Source organism: Cupriavidus sp. 05L310, from assembly GCF_056398185.1.
Window position 1 is genome coordinate 35807 of the sequence record NZ_JBFTOX010000030.1, and the last position, 15441, is coordinate 51247.

Consider the following 15441-nt stretch of genomic DNA (forward strand, 5'->3'; position numbering starts at 1 on the left):
GCCGACATTGATGGGAGATGTGATGAGAATCACTCGCCGTACTTTTTTGGCAGGCACAGGTGTCGCGCTGTTGTCGCGCCCGCTCCTGGCGAGCCAGTGGCCCTCGCGGCCAATCCGGCTGGTCGTGCCATTTGCGGCCGGCGGGCCCGGTGATTTCGTGGCGCGGCAGATCGCCTTGCCGCTGGCACAGAAGCTTGGCCAGCCGGTCGTGGTGGAGAACAAGCCCGGAGCCGGCGGCAACCTGGGTACGCAAAGCGTCCTGGATGCGAGCGCCGATGGCTATACGATCCTCCTCAACACCGTAGGCATGCATGCCGTCAACCCGCTGATGTTTCCCGACCTGCGCTTCCAGCCACGGCGCGACCTGACGGCCGTCGGCGTGATCGCCACCGTGCCGAACGTGCTGGTGGTACACCCCACCAAGCTCGATGTCAGCGGCCTGGGCGACCTGGTCCGGCTTGGCCGGCAGCGGCCGGACCGCCTCAGCTACGCTACCTATGGCGCCGGAAGCTCCCCGCACATCTATGGCGCCCTGCTGCTGAAGGAGGCCGGATTCAGCGCCGTGCCGGTGCCCTACAAGGGCAGCGCGCCAGCCAGCAGCGATGTCATGGCGGGCAATGTGGACTTTCTCTTTGACAGCATGACCACATGCATCGGCCAGATCAAGGGCGGCAAGCTCAAGGCGTTGGCAATCACCTCGGCCGCCCGTTCCCCCCTGCTGCCGGATGTGCCGACGCTGCAGGAAGCTGGCTACCCGGCGCTGGACCTCAAGTTCTGGCTTTCGCTGCAAGTCTCGGCCAGGACACCGGGCACTGTCGTGAGGGCGCTGCGCGAGGCCGTTGCCGAATGTACCCAGGATGCCGCCTTCGGCAAGGCCCTGGTTGCGCGCGGCGCCGAACCGTTCCAACTGGCGCCGGCGGAGGTCCAGGACTTTGTCAACCGCGATTCCGCACGCTGGACGGCGCTGGCGCGTTCCATCGACATCAAGCCCGAATAGGGTAGCCCGCGGGGCCGCAATCCGGCCCCGTACGTTGGCACCATGCCGCGCGCGGTACGGTGCCGGCATCGAACCGCTCCGGATGGATACACATGACTGGACTACAGGGAATTCGCGTACTGGACCTGAGCAAGGTGCTCGCCGGCCCGCTGTGCGGCCAATACCTGGGAGAGCTGGGTGCCGAAGTCATCAAGGTCGAGCCGGTGGGCCGCGGTGATGACACGCGCGCGTGGTTGCCACAGGACCGCGGCGAGTCTGCCACCTTCCTGGCCGTCAACCACAACAAGCGCAGCCTGGCGGTTGACCTGAAGACCGGGGAGGGCAGGCAGATCGTGCAAACGCTGGCGGCCCGCGCCGACATCGTGCTGCAGGGCTTCGGCAGCGGAGCCGCCGCCCGGCTGGGCGTGGACTACGAGACGCTGTCGGCGCGGAACCCGGCGCTGATCTACTGCGAAATCTCAGGCTACGGGCGTGCGGGGCCGTTAGGCAAGGAGCCTGGCTACGATGTGATGCTGCAAGCGTTCAGCGGAATGGTCAGCACCATGGGCGAATCCGGCGGCAAGCTCGCGCGCGCGAGCTTCTCGCCAGTGGACCTGGGTACCGGCATGCACGCTCTGAGCGGCATCCTGGCCGCGCTGCTCGAGCGCCAGAAGACCGGCAAGGGCATGCTGCTGGAGGTGTCGTTGCTGGACACGGCCATGGGGTTCATGGGCTATCTGGCGCAGAACTACTGGTGCAGCGGGAAGCTGCCACGGCCCATGGGAACAGCGCATCCAGCCATGGCGCCCTATCAGGTGTTCGAGGCCGCCGACGGGCCGGTCATGATCGGCGTCGGCAACGATGCCCAGTGGCGGCGTTTCTGCGCGGTTGCCGGGCTGCATGACGCCGTCGACGCACCCCGGTTTGCCACCAACGCGGCACGCGTCGCGCACTTCGACGAAACCGTGGCCATGGTGCAGGCGCGAATCGTCACGCAGCCGGTTGCGTACTGGCTGGATGCGCTGCGCAAAGCCGGTGTGGCTTGTGCCCCGATTCATACGCTGGGCGAGGCGCTGGCGCATCCGCAGCTGGATGCGCGCGGCCTGATTGTCGAGTCCGAGCACCCGGTGCTCGGCAAGATCCGCAACATCGGCCTGCCAGTCCGCTTTCGCGGTGAAGACCGCAAGGCATACCGTCCGCCCCCCCTGCTCGGCGAGCACACCGATGAGGTGTTGCGCCAGGCTGGCTATGGACCCGGCACCATTGCCGAACTCAAGGCCAGCGGCGTGGTCGCTGCCGCCAACGCCCCCGAAGCCAGCCTCGGGCCCACAGCTTTGCCACTTACGGACCAGTGACTGCCATGTCTTCCGTTTCCTATGAGGTTCGCGACCGCGTCGCGGAAATCCTGCTCGACAGCCCACCCGTCAACGCGCTGAATGAAGAGATGATTGACGCCTTGCTGCAGGCGCTGTACCGCGCGGCCGAAGACAGCGCGGTACGCGCGGTGATCCTTGGCAGCGCGGTGCCACGGCGATTCTGCGCCGGGCTGCAGCTGGGCGAATTGGTTGGCGCTTCGCCAGCACGCAGCTACGCGCTGGTCGACAAGCTGTACAACGGCTTGTGCGATGCGCAATTCCGCCTTGGCAAGCCGTCCATTGCAGCGGTTGGCGGCACCGCGCGCGGCGGTGGCATGACATTGGCCATTCACTGCGACATGATTGTCGCCGCCGATACGGCTTCCTTCGGCTATCCGGAAATCGATGTCGGGCTGACGCCGGCCATTCACTACACACATCTGCCCCGCATCGTTGGCCGGCACCGCGCCTTTGACCTGCTGTTCACGGGGCGCACCTTTGACGCAGGGGAAGCCATGTCATTGGGGCTGGTCAGCCGCGTGGTTCCCGAGCAGGACGTCATGGAAGAGGCGCGCGCACTGGCGCAGGTCCTGTGCCGGAAGTCGCCGGAGATCATGCGGATGGGGCGGCTGGCATTCATGCGTGCGAACGACTCCGACTACCGTCGCGGCGTGGCTACCGCTGTCGAGTCGTTTGGCAACGTCATCGCGACCGAAGATGCAAGAGAGGGCCTCGCGGCGTTCGTGGAAAAGCGCAAGCCCCGCTGGCAAACTTGATGTCCGGCAATCGGCATTCGGCAATCGCCGATAAGCGCCACGCGGACCCTGTTGCCCGAATCGAACCTCCATGAAGGAACAGAAGATGTCGCACCTGTCAGACACCGGATCGGTTCAACGCACTGACGAGGCATTCCGCAAGGAAATCCGCGCCTTCCTGCGGGACGCGGTGCCGCCCGATATCCGCGCTGCGACGCGCGCCCATTGCCTTGTCACCCGGGAGCAGGCGGCCCGATGGCATCGCATTCTGCATGCGCGCGGCTGGGCGGCGCCGGGTTGGCCGGCCGGGCACGGCGGGCCGGGATGGTCGCTGGTGCAACAGGCCATCTTCCGGGAGGAGCTGGCGGCCAGCGATGCGCCATATATCGAAAACCTCGGCATCGATACCATCGGCCCAACCTTGATCCGCCACGGCACACAGGAGCAATGCCGCCGATTCCTGCCCGGGATGCTCTCCTTTGACGATTTCTGGGCACAGGGCTATTCGGAGCCCGACGCCGGCTCGGACCTGGCCGCGCTGCGCACCACGGCACGCCGCGATGGCGACGCATGGATCGTGAATGGCTCCAAGATCTGGCAAAGCCTGGGGCATTGGGCCAACTGGGCCCTGGTGCTGGTACGCACCGATCCGACCGCGTTGCGCAAGCAGGATGGCATCTCCGTGCTGCTGATCGACTTGCGCTCACCCGGCGTGACGGTACGGCCGATCCGCTATATCAACGGCGCGTTGTTCCACGTCCAGATGTTCTTTGACGATGTGAGGGTGCCTGAAGCCAACCTGGTCGGCAAAGCGGACGGCGGATGGGCCATCGCCAAGGGACTGCTGGTGATCGAACGCCTGTTCGTGGCTCGGGTGGCTGAGTGCAAGGCGGAGTTGGCCCGCGCCGCGGAACTGGTCCGGGCGCGGCGCAATGAGGAAGGCCAGCCTGGGAACATGGAGCACGCCATTGAGCATGCCCTGGTCGCGCGCCGCCACGCCGCGTTGGACATTCGCCTGCGCGCGCTCGATGCGGCGTGGTGGCCGGCCGTGCGGCAGGCAGCGGAAGGGGGCAGTCCCGACCTCGAAGCGTCCCTGCTGAAACTCGAAGGCATTCAGTTGCTGCAGGATCTTCATCTGTTCCGCATGGATGCGCATGGTGCCGCCTCCATGCCGTTCGATCCTGAAGCGTTGGAAGGCCGGCCGCAAGCCGGGCAGGAGCCCTCGGCCCACGCAGGCAACACGACTCTGCATATGTGGCGCTATCGTGGCAGCTCGCTGGCGGGCGGTTCCTCGGAGATCCAGCGCCAGATCGTTGCAAAGGCAATATTTGCCGGGCAGACCGAGCTCGACCGGCCGCGCAACGATCATCTCGGCGAAGAGCAGGCCATGATGGCCGATACCGTGCGCCGCTGGCTGGATGGCCACTACAGCTTCGAGCGCCGGCAGAAGATCATCGGCATGCAGGGCGGCTTCGACAATGAGGCCTGGGCAGGTCTCATCGGTCTGGGCTTGACCAACCTGGCAATGCCGGAAGCGTTTGGCGGCCTGGGCCGGTCCATGGAAGACCTGTTGCCTCTAATGGAAGCACTGGGGGAAGCGCTCGTGCTGGAACCTCTTCCGTGGAGCGCGGTACTCGGGGTCCAGGCCCTTCTCGCGCTGCCGGCCAGCACCACGCGCGATGCGCGGCTGGCGGCGCTGGCCAGTGGCGATGCGCGTTGCGCGGTGGCCTGCGGCGATGAGCCCGTCGCGGGGCGGGCGCTGCGCCCGACGATCACCGCGCGGCGGGTTGGTGGAGGCTGGCAGCTCGATGGTCTCAATCCACTGGTAATGGGTGGCGCCCAGGCGCACCACTTCATCGTCGCCGCGAAGCTGGAAGACGGCAGTCTTGGGGTATTCGACGTGCCGGCGGAAGCCGGTGGTGTCGTGGTACGCGCTTATCAGCTCCACGACGCGCGCGGCGCGGCTGACGTGCGGCTGGACGGCCTTGCGCTGGCGGCCGGCGCCTTGATCGGCCGGGGGGACGACGCGTTGGCGGCAATGGAGCATGCCATGGCACTGGCCACCATCGCCCTGTGCGCTGAAAGCGTCGGTGCCATGCGGCGCGTGCTGGGCATCACCGTCGAGTACCTGCGCACACGCAAGCAGTTCGGACGCACCCTGGCGGAACAGCAAGTCTTGCAGCATCGCGTGGTCGATCACTATCGCGCCTGGAGCGGTGCACGTCATCTGGTGCGGCGGGCATTGATCGGCTGGCATGCCGCGCTCCCCGGCGAACGCAGGCGCCGGGTCAGCGCGGCCAAGTACCTGTCCGGCATGGCTGGTCGCGCTATCGCGTTTGATGTCTTGCAGCTGCATGGCGCTGTCGGACTGCAACACGAGACGCCGGTCAGCCATTACAGCAAACGGCTCATCGGCAATGAGCTGCTGCTCGGCAATGCCGCCATGCACCTTGGCCGCTTCGCCGAGGCCGCGGATGCGGCACCCGTGCCCTGACATGGATCGGTCGGAGAATCCGAAGCAGTACATCCAGGAGACAAACAGTATGAGAGCACTCTGTCCATCGGGACGTCCGGTAGTGTCCTTCGCCTGCGGCCTTGTGGCGCTGGCGTTTTCCGCTGTCGCGGGTGCGCAGTCCGAGACCGCCTGGCCGACACGACCGGTCACGATCGTCGTACCGGGTGCGCCTGGCGGTACGATCGACATTCCCATCCGCCTGCTGGCATCAAAGCTCGGTGCACGCCTGGGCCAGCCCATCGTCGTCGACAACCGACCCGGCAGTGGCGGCATCATCGGTACGCAAGCCGCCTTGCGTGCGCCGGCCGACGGCTATACCCTCCTGGCCGGCAACGTTGGCCCGCAAGCCATCAACTACAGCGCCTACAAGCGCCTCACGTACCAACCATCGGATTTGACGCCGATTACCGATGTCATTGCCTTTCCCAATGTCCTGGTGGTCAATGCCCAGTCGCCGGTCAAGAGCGTGGCTGATCTTGTCGCCCAGATGAAGCAACACCCCGGCAAGCTGTCCTTCGGCTCCGCGGGCATCGGCCAGACCAGCCACCTGGTGGGCGAACTCTTCAAGATACGCACCGGCACGGATGCCATTCACGTGCCATACAAAGGCTCCACGCCTGCCACGACCGCCTTGCTTGCGGGGGAAACGACGTTCCAGTTCGACAATCTGACGCAGGCGCTGCCATATATCCGCTCCGGCAAGCTGCGCGCACTAGCGGTGGCCGCGGCGCAGCGCGTGCCGAGCCTGCCCGATGTGCCGACCATGGAGCAGGCCGGATTTGCCAATTTCGTCTCGACGGCATGGATTGGCATCTTCGTCGCTGCAAAAACGCCTCCCGCCGTCGTCAGCCAGCTGGAACACCACCTCGCGGCAGCCATGCGCGATCCCGACCTCCTGTCACAGCTGCGGCAAATGGGTGGGATTCCGGGCGGGCAGTCACCGGCAACGTTTTCCGCCTTTGTGGCTGGCGAGCGGGAAAGGTGGGGAGAAGTCATTCGCGCATCGAACATGACGCTTGATTGACGAATATGTCTACCGCCGACTCCCCGACCCCGCCGTAGCCGGGCAGGGCGCGCGGAAGCCGTGGCTACGCCGAACGCGGGCCAGGGAAGTCGGGTTTGTGCTTCTCCATGAAGGCGCGCGCCCCTTCGCGGGATTCCCCGGCGCCGTCATGCAGGCTGTGCGCCTCGGATAGAATTTGATGCGCCGCCATGGCGCCGGTGCTGACCGGCCGGGTGCCGCCGGGTAGCTGACAGCCATATCAACTTTCGAAATCCAGCATGAACATTGCGCTTGAAAGCCCGACGCAAGCAGAGGTGATCCGGCTTATCGACGAACTCGACGCGTACCAGAAGCCCCTATATCCGCCGGAGAGCCATCACGGCATCGATATCGAGGCGCTGTCGCAACCCAACGTGCTGTTTGCCGTGGTGCGGGACGGGCAGGGCGTTGCCGTCGGTTGCGGCGCGATCGTCTTGCAGCCGGAGTTCGGGGAAATCAAGCGCATGTACGTGCGCCCGGAACATCGCGGCGGCGGCATTGCGCTGGCCCTGCTGACCCGGCTCGAAGGCGAAGCTATCGCCAGGGACTGCCCGCGCTTCGTGCTGGAGACCGGCGTGAGCCAGCCCGAGGCACTCGCCCTGTACGGCCGGGCGGGTTACGTCCGGTGCGGGCCGTTCGGAACCTACGCCGACGACCCCCTCAGCGTGTTCATGCAAAAGGACGCGGCCCGGCCGGCCGGCCAGACCGCGGCCACACGGAGCAAATAGCCCTGGCGGTGACGCGCGGGCCGGGTATCATCTGCCTCGCTCGTCACTTTGTCCAGTCAGGATGTTCCGTACTCCCCCCATCATTTGTTCCCGACAAGGCCGCCGCGTTGCCCGGCTTTCCCGCGTGCTCGGCGCCGTGGCACTGGCGTTCGCCTGCACCGCCGGCATGCCGCCTGCCGCGCTGGCCTACGATATCGGCGAAGTCATCGACGCCATGCGCCTGGGCCGGTATCCCCTGAACGCGCCGGAGCGGCGCGTGTGGGGCACCGAGAACGCGCGCGATGCGCTGCTGGTCGGGCAGGTCGAGAACCGCTTGTTTTTCTATCGCTACCTGCGCGAAGGCGGGACATACGCGCTGGCGTTCCGCTCGCCGGCGCTGGTGATCGATCCGGACGCATGGCGTGCGTCGCGCGAGGAGAGGGTGACGGTGGCCCAGCCCAGGGGCGAACAGGTCTTCTACTGGGTGGCCTATGCCTACAGCGAATCCGATGGCAAGCAGGTGAACGGCTACCTTGTCGACGCCACGGGCGAGGCCGCCACGTTGCGCGCCGATGCCGGCACGGCCACGGTGACGAGCACGCGGCCCTGGGACGCGGCACGACAGGCCCAGGCCATGGCGACCTTGCGCGGCGCCCTGGTGAGCTATCCGAGCCGGCTTGCGGCCGTGCCGCCCGATGTGCGCTTCGTGCAGCAGGCGCCCGCCGATACGCTGGCGGCCTTCCGCGCGCTGCACCAGGCGGCGCGTGCCATACCCCGCGCGAAGACGGCGGAATTCGGCCGCGCGCTGGCGCAGCTGCGTACCTTCGTCATGGAGCACGACTACCGCGAGATCGATCCCGGGGGCGAAAGCGCCGGCACGCTGCTCGCCTTGAACGACTATGCATTCTGGCTGGCCGAGACAGGCGACGCGGCCCAGGCCGACCTGATCCTGGGCGAGGTGCTGCGCCGGGACCCGTCACGTACCGCCGCCTACCTGAACCGCGCGGATGCCCGCTGGCAGCAAAGCGGACGCGAACGCGAGCCGCAAAGGCGCGACTATTACCTGGCGCTGGCGCGCGAGGACTACCGCCAGTACTGCACCCTGCGGATGGCGTCGAATACGGCCATCCCGTCTAACGTGGCAGCCCGCATCGGCGCCGCGCTGGGCGAGCCGGCGTTGACGCCGGCCACGTGCCGGCCGCGGCTGGAGATTTTCGCGGCGATCAAGGCGGGCGACCTGGAAGCGGTGCGCGCGCAGCTTGCGCGTGGCCAGGATCCGGACGGGGTCAACGAATATGGCGTGTCGGCGCTGGGCTCGGCGGTGTACCACAAGCAGGCGGAGATCGTCCGCACCTTGCTGGCAGCCGGCGCCAAGGCGGACGGGCCGGGCACGGGCCGGGCCATGCTGGCCGGCGCCATGCCGGTCGGGCGCGATACGCGTCCCCCGGCGCAGCGCTACGCCATCGCCGACATGCTGCTGGCGGCGGGCGCCTCGGTGGAGGCGCCCGACCACAACGGCACGCCCTTGCTGATCACGCGTACGTCCTACTACGGCGACGATCGCGACACGCTGGAGTACCTGCTGTCCCACGGCGCCAACCCGAACGCGCGCGACAAGCAGGGTCGCAGCGTGCTGCACGCAGCCATCTCCAACTACCGTACCCGCTGGTTCGCCGAACAGTTGCTGGCCAGGGGCGCCGACATCAACGCGGCGTACATCCGCATGTATTACGGCGCTAGCCCCCAGTGGGAAACGCCCTTGCTGGAGGCGCTGCGCGCGTCGTACGCCGAGTTGAAGCCGGGCGCGGCCCTTGCCGTGCCGGAACGCGTGGCCTTTGCGCTCGATCATGGCGCGGATGCTTCGGTGGGCGGCTACGGCGTCAAGACCGGGGTGGCGCGCAACGGCATGGACGAAGCGCTGAGCCTGTCCGCGCGCTACCTGCAGCCGGCGCTGGTCGACCGGCTGGCGCAGGCTTCGCGCAAGCCGGCGGCGCCGCTCACCAGCGAGCCCATGTCGGCGCTGTTGCGTACGTGGAGCGAACTGGAGTTGCGCGCGGCCGCCAGCAAGGAGAGTCCTGCCTGGGACGGACTGCGGGCCAGCGCGCGTGCCGTGGGCGAGCGGATGGTTGCCGCCGGCGTCAGCCTGAAGTACCTGGACAGCGCGCAAGGCATGAAGAACAACGGCATCGCGCCGCTGAGCTTGCCGTGGCTGCCGGACGACCTGTACCTGGCATGGCTGAAGGCAGGTGCCGACCAGACCGACCGCACCGATGCGGGCGTGCGTATCGCAGGGGTGGACCAGCCCGATGCCTTGCCGCTGGTGACCATGATGATGATGGGCCAGCAAGCCAAGGTGAAGATGCTGCTTGCACACGACGGCGCGCTGTATCGCGACCCGCGGCGCTGCGGCATGGCGGTGGCGGACTTGTTGTCGTGGCGGTTGGGCCGTGGCGCCGAGGCCAGTCCGGAGCTGGCGGGCGCGGTTAGCCAGGTGATGGATGGCGCTGCCAGGGCCGGCAACTGCGATATGAGCATGACGGCGCGCGCCAGGCCTTTTGCCGGCGAGCGGGCCGACGAGCTGGCGCGGCGCGTGGCCGGGAGCGTTGCCGTCCGGTAGACGCGGCGCGGTCGCGGAACTAGCCGGGCTTTGCCGTACGCCGTCTGCCTGGCCGGTGTGCTGCCATGCCATTCATCAGCACATCGATGACCTGTTCCGCATGCTGGTCCGCCTGCGCGGGCGTCATGGGCCCCACGCCATAAAGCCGCTTCAGCAGATGGGTAGCCGATTGCACCGCCGTCAGCATGGCGGTCATCATGACGCTGGCATGCTCAGCCGGGTAGGGCTTCAGCAATTCCGCCGCATGGCACTCCGCAATCAGCGCATCGAGCTTCTCATGAAACGGCTTCATGTAGTTGTCCACCAGCCAGTCCAGTCGTGGACCGTCCTGCGCGACTTCCATGAGGACAAGGGAGTGCGCTGCCGGATGCAGGATATTGCTCACCGCGAAGGCCCTTAGCGCGGCTTGCAAGCGGGCGAGCGGATCCGAGCGATCGAGCGCATCCGCCGCTTGCCTGGATGCGGCAAGGGATCCCGCGTACGCATTCTCCACTACCGCGCGCCAGAGCCCTTCCTTGCTGCCAAAGTGGTAGTTCAGCAGCGGTTGCTTCACGCCCGCGCGGTTGGCGATGGACAGGACCGAGGCGCCGTCGAATCCTTTTTGCGTGAACTCGCTCTCGGCGGCTTCGATCAGACGCTGTCGCCCCGATACCTCGACCGCGGGGGAGGCGGGTGTCGTGGCGGCGGATGCTTCGGTGGCGCGCTTTCGGGCGGGAGTCTTGGTGTGCCGGCTATCGACAGGGGGCATGGTGGCTCAGGACGCGTTTCGCTCACGGTAACGATCCCGGCATTCTCCCACATGCCTGGGGCTTGCCCCCTGGCATCTGCCTGGGTGGCAGCTTCGCCGGGCTCTCCTTTCGCGTCCTCATCGAAGTCTCACTGATATAAGTATAAGTACCAGTGTGATCTTGACTTATACTTGTATAAATTCACGTCCCAAGGCGGCCGTGAGGCGGCCAGCAACATTGGGAGGCAGGGATGCGCGAGTTGGATGTTCCGGTATTGATCGTAGGTGCTGGCCCGGTCGGCATGCTGATGGCGGCGCTGCTGGCGGACCAGGGCATCGAGTCGCTGCTGGTCGAGCAGCGCGATGACCTGCATCTCGCGCCGCAGGCGCATGTCATCAACACCCGGACGCAGGAGATCCTGGCCGGTATCGGCGTCACCGACGAGGCACTGGCGGGTATCACGACCCATGCCGCCGAAGCGCGCTTCGTGACATGGCGGCAAAACCTTGCCGAAGGGGACCTGGCCCGCATCGATATCGGCAGCGCCGGCTACCTCGCCAGCATGGAGGCCGCCAGCAGCAAGCGCACGGCGAATATTCCCCAGCATCATCTTGAGCGCCTGCTGTTTGCCCAGGTGTCGCGCCGCGTTCGCTGCCAGACGCGCTTCGGCCATGCCTGGCAGGGCGCGGAGCACAGCGGGCACGGCGCCGTTTCGTCGGTGAAGGATGTCGCGACCGGCGAGACGTACCGGGTGCGCAGCGACTGGCTGATCGCGGCCGACGGTGCCGGCAGCCCGGTACGCCGCAGCCTGGGGTTGCCCATGGTCGGGGAGACCAACCTGGCGCATCTCATCACCATCAATTTCGAGGCGGATATCCGGCATCTGGTCAAGGACAGTCCGTCGATCCTCTTCTGGGTCCTGTCGGCCGCGGCGCCCGGCACCTTCATCGTGCACGATGCGGCGCGCTACTCGGTTTTCATGACACCGTACTTTCCGCAGTACGAATCGCCGGCCGACTTTCCGCCGGACCGCTGCGAGCGCATTCTCCGGGCAGCGCTCGGCGACCGCCATTTGCCGTTGCGCATCACGTCGCTGTCGAACTGGACGATGCAGGCTCACATTGCCGCGCCATACAGCCAGGGGCGCACCTTCCTTGTGGGCGATGCCGCGCACCGCTTCCCGCCCACCGGCGGGCTCGGGCTGAACACGGGCGCCGCCGACGCGCACAACCTGGCGTGGAAGCTGGCCTGCGTGATGAAGGGGTGGGCGGGCCCGGGGCTGCTCGATACCTATGGCGACGAGCGCAAGCCTGTCGCCGAGACGAACAGCCGCGTCAGCGTGGCAAACCACCGCAAGATGCGGCAGGTCACCGCGGCATTGGGCCTTGATGAGGACAAGCTGCCGACGCTGGCGCGGCTGCGCGCCAGCGCGCTGCCCGCCGCGCTGCGCTCCGCCGTGAAGCGCCTGCTGGTCGCACCGATCGACTCGCGGACCCGGAAAGTGCAACGGGCGGCTACGCCCGGGTTCGCGGGCATCCGGCGAAACGTGCAATTGGCCGCCGAGGCGCAGATGGAGCATTTCAACACGCTCGGCCTGGACCTGGGCTACGTGTACCGGAGCGCGGCGGTCTGCGGTGGCGGCGCGGCGGCCCCGATGGCGTCAAATCCCGTACTCGAAGTGGCGCAGTCGCTCACGCCGGGCGCGCGGCTGCCGCATTTCCGGCTGCAAGGCGTGCCGGGGTCGCCCGCCACTTCGCACGATCTGGTTGGCCATGGGCACTTCCTGCTCGCCGGCTTTGGGCGCCATGGCAAGGCGTGCGCCGGACTTGCCGAGTCAGCGAGCCAGCAGCTTGGCGGCGTAGCCGTGCACGGCGTGGACCTCGACGCCGTCACGCATCACGCCGACAGGCCGCAACTATCCGCATGGAACCTTGGGCTGCCCGACGCCGCCATCCTGGTGCGCCCCGATGGGCACATCGCCTGGCGGCATGCGGCGGCGACGGACGCGCGGTTGGAGGACGTGCTCGGCGCCCTTTGCCGGGTGCTTCAAGTCCCCGTCCCGTCACGCGAACCGCTGCCATCCGGCGCACGGCCTGTCGCGCCTGTCTCGTAAGCGCGTCCGGTCCGGGCCAAGGCTCCCGGCTGTCGCCGCGCCCCGCCGCGCAGGCACTCATCAACACTCTCGCGAAGGTTTACCTGTGACACACGATCCCGAAGCCGCGCCGCTCGGCCAGGGTGGGCATCCCACCCCCGTTGCAATCGTCGGCGCCGGCACGGCAGGCTCCGTGCTGGCCCTGCTCCTCGCCAGCCGCGGCATCCGCAGCGTGCTGATCGAGCGCCAGCCGAATGCGGATACGCATCCGCGCGGACACGTCTGGTCTGCCCGCGCGATGGAGGTGATCCGCTCCATCGATGCCGAACTTGCCGAGGCGCTGCGCGAGATCAGTTCGGCGCCGCTCAAGCTTCGCTACATCACGTGGTGCACGTCGCTGGCGGGGGTGGATCTCGGGCGCTGCGTGCCGATCGGCAACGACCCGGTGCATACCGCGCGCCTGCTGGGCAGCGGGCCTTGCCGCCCGCTGCACCTGTCCCAGAACGTGACCGATCCGATCTTGCGGCAGCGCGTTGCGGGCAGCGAGCGGATCGAGTTCCTGGCGGGATACGAGCTGGAGGCGCTGTCGCAAGACGATGACGGATGCGTGTTGACGCTGCGCGAACTGCGCAGCGGCCGGCGCGTGCGGCGCACCGCGCGCTTCGTCGCGGGTGCGGACGGCGCGCAGAGCACCGTGCGGCGCCTGCTCGGGGTGCGGTCGGCCGAGACGCCGTTGCAGGCGGTCGCGCAGATCCATTTCCGTGCGCGGCTGGACAGGCTGAACACGTCGCGGCCAAGCCCGCTGTACTGGATCCTCAACCCCCGGGTGGTGGGCACGCTTACGGCCCACACCGCCGACGACGAGGACTGGGTCCTGTCGACGGCGGTGCTGCCGGAGATCGAGCTGGCTGGCGAGATGCCGGCCGCGCGGGCGCGGGCGCTGGTGCGGGCGGCGATCGGCGATGACAGCATCGACGTCAAGGTCCAGTCGGTCCGGCCATGGGCCATGGCGCTGCGGCGCGCCGAGACCTGCCGGGTGGGCCGGGTAATGCTGTTAGGCGACGCTGCCGCCGGATTCTCCGCCATCGGGGGCTTTGGCATGAACCATGGCATCGAGGATGCGGCGAGCCTGGCGTGGCGGCTGCAGATCCTGCTGGGCGGCTTCGTCCGCGGCGACCTCGCGCAAGGGCTGTTGTCCAGTTATGCCGCCGAGCGGACCGCGAGCGCGGATGCCCATGCGCGCCGCACGCTGCAACTGAGCGAACTGTCCGACGCGGTGTTGCGTGCGGCTGGCGTGGAGCCTGCGGGCTTCAAGACGTTGTCCGCGCTTTCCCGGTCCGCGTGGGTGCGCATGCTGCCCAGGCGCGCGGCACGAGGGCTGTTCCGTACCGTGACGGGCGCCGGCCTGAAGCCGCTGGGCCATCTGGCGGCCGCGGAGCCCGGCGGCGCCGAGGCCCGGGCAAAAGTGCGAAGGGCGATCGACAAGCAGCGCGAAGTGTTCGTGACGCTGGGCACCGATCTCGGCTACGCGCATTCGGTCGGATTCGTCTGTCGCGAGCCGCATCCGCACCCTCAGTCTCCCCATGCCGGCGCCGAATACTGGCCGAGCACAAGTCCCGGCTCGCTGGTTCCCCATCTCTGGAGCGAACGCGATGGCGAGTCACTCTCGACGCGGGACCTGGCGCGGCGCGCACCGATGACGCTGCTGGTCAACGAAAAGGAGCGCGTGCGCTGGCAGGCGGCCCTGTCGCAACTGCATTCCGACTGGGGCATCGAGGTGGCGTGTCCGCTTGTCGGCAGCGGCGACGCCGCGCAGTTTCGCATCAACCCGTCGGCATTCGCCGCGGCGCTGGAGATCGACGAGTCCGGCGCCGTGCTGCTGCGCGGCGACGGCATCGTGGCCTGGCGCAGCCGGCGTCAGTGCGCCGATCCCCGGGCGGCGTTGCGGGACGTTGTCACCCGCCTGGTTTCCCAGTCCGTCACCACCGTCACCACCATCACCACCATCACCACCAGCGCCGCAAGCGCGGCACACCTCACGAAGGAGAGGCAATGAGCGACATCATGGACCAGTTTCCTATCCCCTGCCCGGACCCGGACGCGCGTCCCCCGGCGAAGCTCGCCCATATCGTGCTCACCACGCGGCGCTTTGACGAGGCGATCCATTGGTGGAGCATCGTGCTGGGCGCGCGCGTGATGTTCCGCAATGCCTTGCTTTGCTTCCTGTCCTACGACGAAGAGCACCATCGCCTGGCGCTGATCAACGCCGCGAATTTCGAGCCCAAGCGGCGCGAGAGTACGGGCCTGGACCATGTGGCATTCACCTTCGGCTCGCTCGGCGACCTGCTTCACACCTATGAACGCCTGAAGGCGCACGCCCTCAAGCCGGAATGGTGCATCAACCATGGGCCGACCACGTCGCTGTACTACCGCGACCCCGACGGCATACAGGCTGAACTCCAGGTTGACAACTTCGCGGCGCCGGAAGACCTGCAGGCCTGGTTCCGCTCGGGCGCCTTCGCCGAAAACTCGATCGGCGTCGAGTTCGATCCGGAGCATTTGCTCGAACGCTACAAGGCGGGCGAACCCGACAGCCTGCTGATGCGGCCCGGCGAGGTGACCAGCCGCCAGTTCCTGACGTTGCGCTGAGGGAG

11 protein-coding genes are annotated in these 15441 nt (G+C 67.5%); 10 read left to right on the forward strand and 1 reads right to left on the reverse strand.

What is annotated here, in order from left to right; all coding sequences use genetic code 11:
- Positions 1-22: 22 nt before the first annotated feature.
- From AC1DS6_RS21865 to AC1DS6_RS21895, 7 genes are all read left to right on the forward strand, one after another.
- On the forward strand, positions 23-997 hold the full coding sequence (locus tag AC1DS6_RS21865) for a Bug family tripartite tricarboxylate transporter substrate binding protein (RefSeq protein ID WP_477103065.1): 975 nt from the start codon (positions 23-25) through the stop codon (positions 995-997).
- 92 nt (positions 998-1089) lie between these two features.
- Positions 1090-2331, forward strand: coding sequence for a CaiB/BaiF CoA transferase family protein (locus tag AC1DS6_RS21870; protein WP_477103066.1), 1242 nt, complete (start codon positions 1090-1092; stop codon positions 2329-2331).
- A gap of 5 nt (positions 2332-2336) precedes the next feature.
- Positions 2337-3107 carry an enoyl-CoA hydratase/isomerase family protein gene (locus AC1DS6_RS21875; protein ID WP_477103067.1) on the forward strand — a complete coding sequence of 257 codons (771 nt, stop codon included), beginning with the start codon at positions 2337-2339 and terminating at the stop codon, positions 3105-3107.
- 85 nt (positions 3108-3192) lie between these two features.
- Positions 3193-5580: an acyl-CoA dehydrogenase family protein gene (locus AC1DS6_RS21880; RefSeq protein ID WP_477103068.1), complete on the forward strand. Its 2388-nt coding sequence runs from the start codon at positions 3193-3195 to the stop codon at positions 5578-5580.
- 49 nt (positions 5581-5629) lie between these two features.
- Positions 5630-6625, forward strand: a complete 996-nt coding sequence (locus AC1DS6_RS21885; protein WP_477103069.1) for a Bug family tripartite tricarboxylate transporter substrate binding protein — start codon at positions 5630-5632, stop codon at positions 6623-6625.
- Positions 6626-6882: 257 nt separating this feature from the next.
- Positions 6883-7371 carry a GNAT family N-acetyltransferase gene (locus AC1DS6_RS21890; RefSeq protein WP_441628342.1) on the forward strand — a complete coding sequence of 163 codons (489 nt, stop codon included), beginning with the start codon at positions 6883-6885 and terminating at the stop codon, positions 7369-7371.
- A gap of 61 nt (positions 7372-7432) precedes the next feature.
- Positions 7433-9967, forward strand: a complete 2535-nt coding sequence (locus AC1DS6_RS21895) for an ankyrin repeat domain-containing protein (RefSeq protein ID WP_477103070.1) — start codon at positions 7433-7435, stop codon at positions 9965-9967.
- Between the two features lie 19 nt (positions 9968-9986).
- Here the strand turns inward: AC1DS6_RS21895 and AC1DS6_RS21900 are convergent, their stop codons facing one another.
- Positions 9987-10715, reverse strand: a complete 729-nt coding sequence (locus tag AC1DS6_RS21900) for a TetR/AcrR family transcriptional regulator (protein WP_441628346.1) — start codon at positions 10713-10715, stop codon at positions 9987-9989.
- A 230-nt stretch (positions 10716-10945) separates the two neighbouring features.
- Between AC1DS6_RS21900 and AC1DS6_RS21905 the strand changes: the two genes are divergently transcribed.
- The 3 genes from AC1DS6_RS21905 (at position 10946) to AC1DS6_RS21915 (ending at position 15436) form a co-directional block, all read left to right on the forward strand.
- Positions 10946-12808, forward strand: coding sequence for an FAD-dependent monooxygenase (locus tag AC1DS6_RS21905; RefSeq protein WP_477103071.1), 1863 nt, complete (start codon positions 10946-10948; stop codon positions 12806-12808).
- Positions 12809-12893: 85 nt separating this feature from the next.
- The gene (locus AC1DS6_RS21910; RefSeq protein WP_477103072.1) at positions 12894-14843 is read left to right on the forward strand and encodes an FAD-dependent monooxygenase; all 1950 of its coding nucleotides are present in this window, start codon (positions 12894-12896) and stop codon (positions 14841-14843) included.
- The gene (locus AC1DS6_RS21915; protein ID WP_045240902.1) at positions 14840-15436 is read left to right on the forward strand and encodes a VOC family protein; all 597 of its coding nucleotides are present in this window, start codon (positions 14840-14842) and stop codon (positions 15434-15436) included. Before AC1DS6_RS21910 ends, AC1DS6_RS21915 begins: the two co-directional genes overlap by 4 nt.
- Positions 15437-15441: the final 5 nt, after the last annotated feature.

Bases quoted from the DNA above. Each gene is read 5' to 3' on its own strand.
- AC1DS6_RS21890 (WP_441628342.1), top strand. From the start codon at position 6,883: ATGAACATTGCGCTTGAAAGCCCGACGCAAGCAGAGGTGATCCGGCTT.
- AC1DS6_RS21900 (WP_441628346.1), bottom strand. From the start codon at position 10,715: ATGCCCCCTGTCGATAGCCGGCACACCAAGACTCCCGCCCGAAAGCGC.
- AC1DS6_RS21905 (WP_477103071.1), top strand. From the start codon at position 10,946: ATGCGCGAGTTGGATGTTCCGGTATTGATCGTAGGTGCTGGCCCGGTC.
- AC1DS6_RS21875 (WP_477103067.1), top strand. From the start codon at position 2,337: ATGTCTTCCGTTTCCTATGAGGTTCGCGACCGCGTCGCGGAAATCCTG.
- AC1DS6_RS21880 (WP_477103068.1), top strand. From the start codon at position 3,193: ATGTCGCACCTGTCAGACACCGGATCGGTTCAACGCACTGACGAGGCA.
- AC1DS6_RS21885 (WP_477103069.1), top strand. From the start codon at position 5,630: ATGAGAGCACTCTGTCCATCGGGACGTCCGGTAGTGTCCTTCGCCTGC.
- AC1DS6_RS21895 (WP_477103070.1), top strand. From the start codon at position 7,433: ATGTTCCGTACTCCCCCCATCATTTGTTCCCGACAAGGCCGCCGCGTT.
- AC1DS6_RS21870 (WP_477103066.1), top strand. From the start codon at position 1,090: ATGACTGGACTACAGGGAATTCGCGTACTGGACCTGAGCAAGGTGCTC.
- AC1DS6_RS21915 (WP_045240902.1), top strand. From the start codon at position 14,840: ATGAGCGACATCATGGACCAGTTTCCTATCCCCTGCCCGGACCCGGAC.
- AC1DS6_RS21865 (WP_477103065.1), top strand. From the start codon at position 23: ATGAGAATCACTCGCCGTACTTTTTTGGCAGGCACAGGTGTCGCGCTG.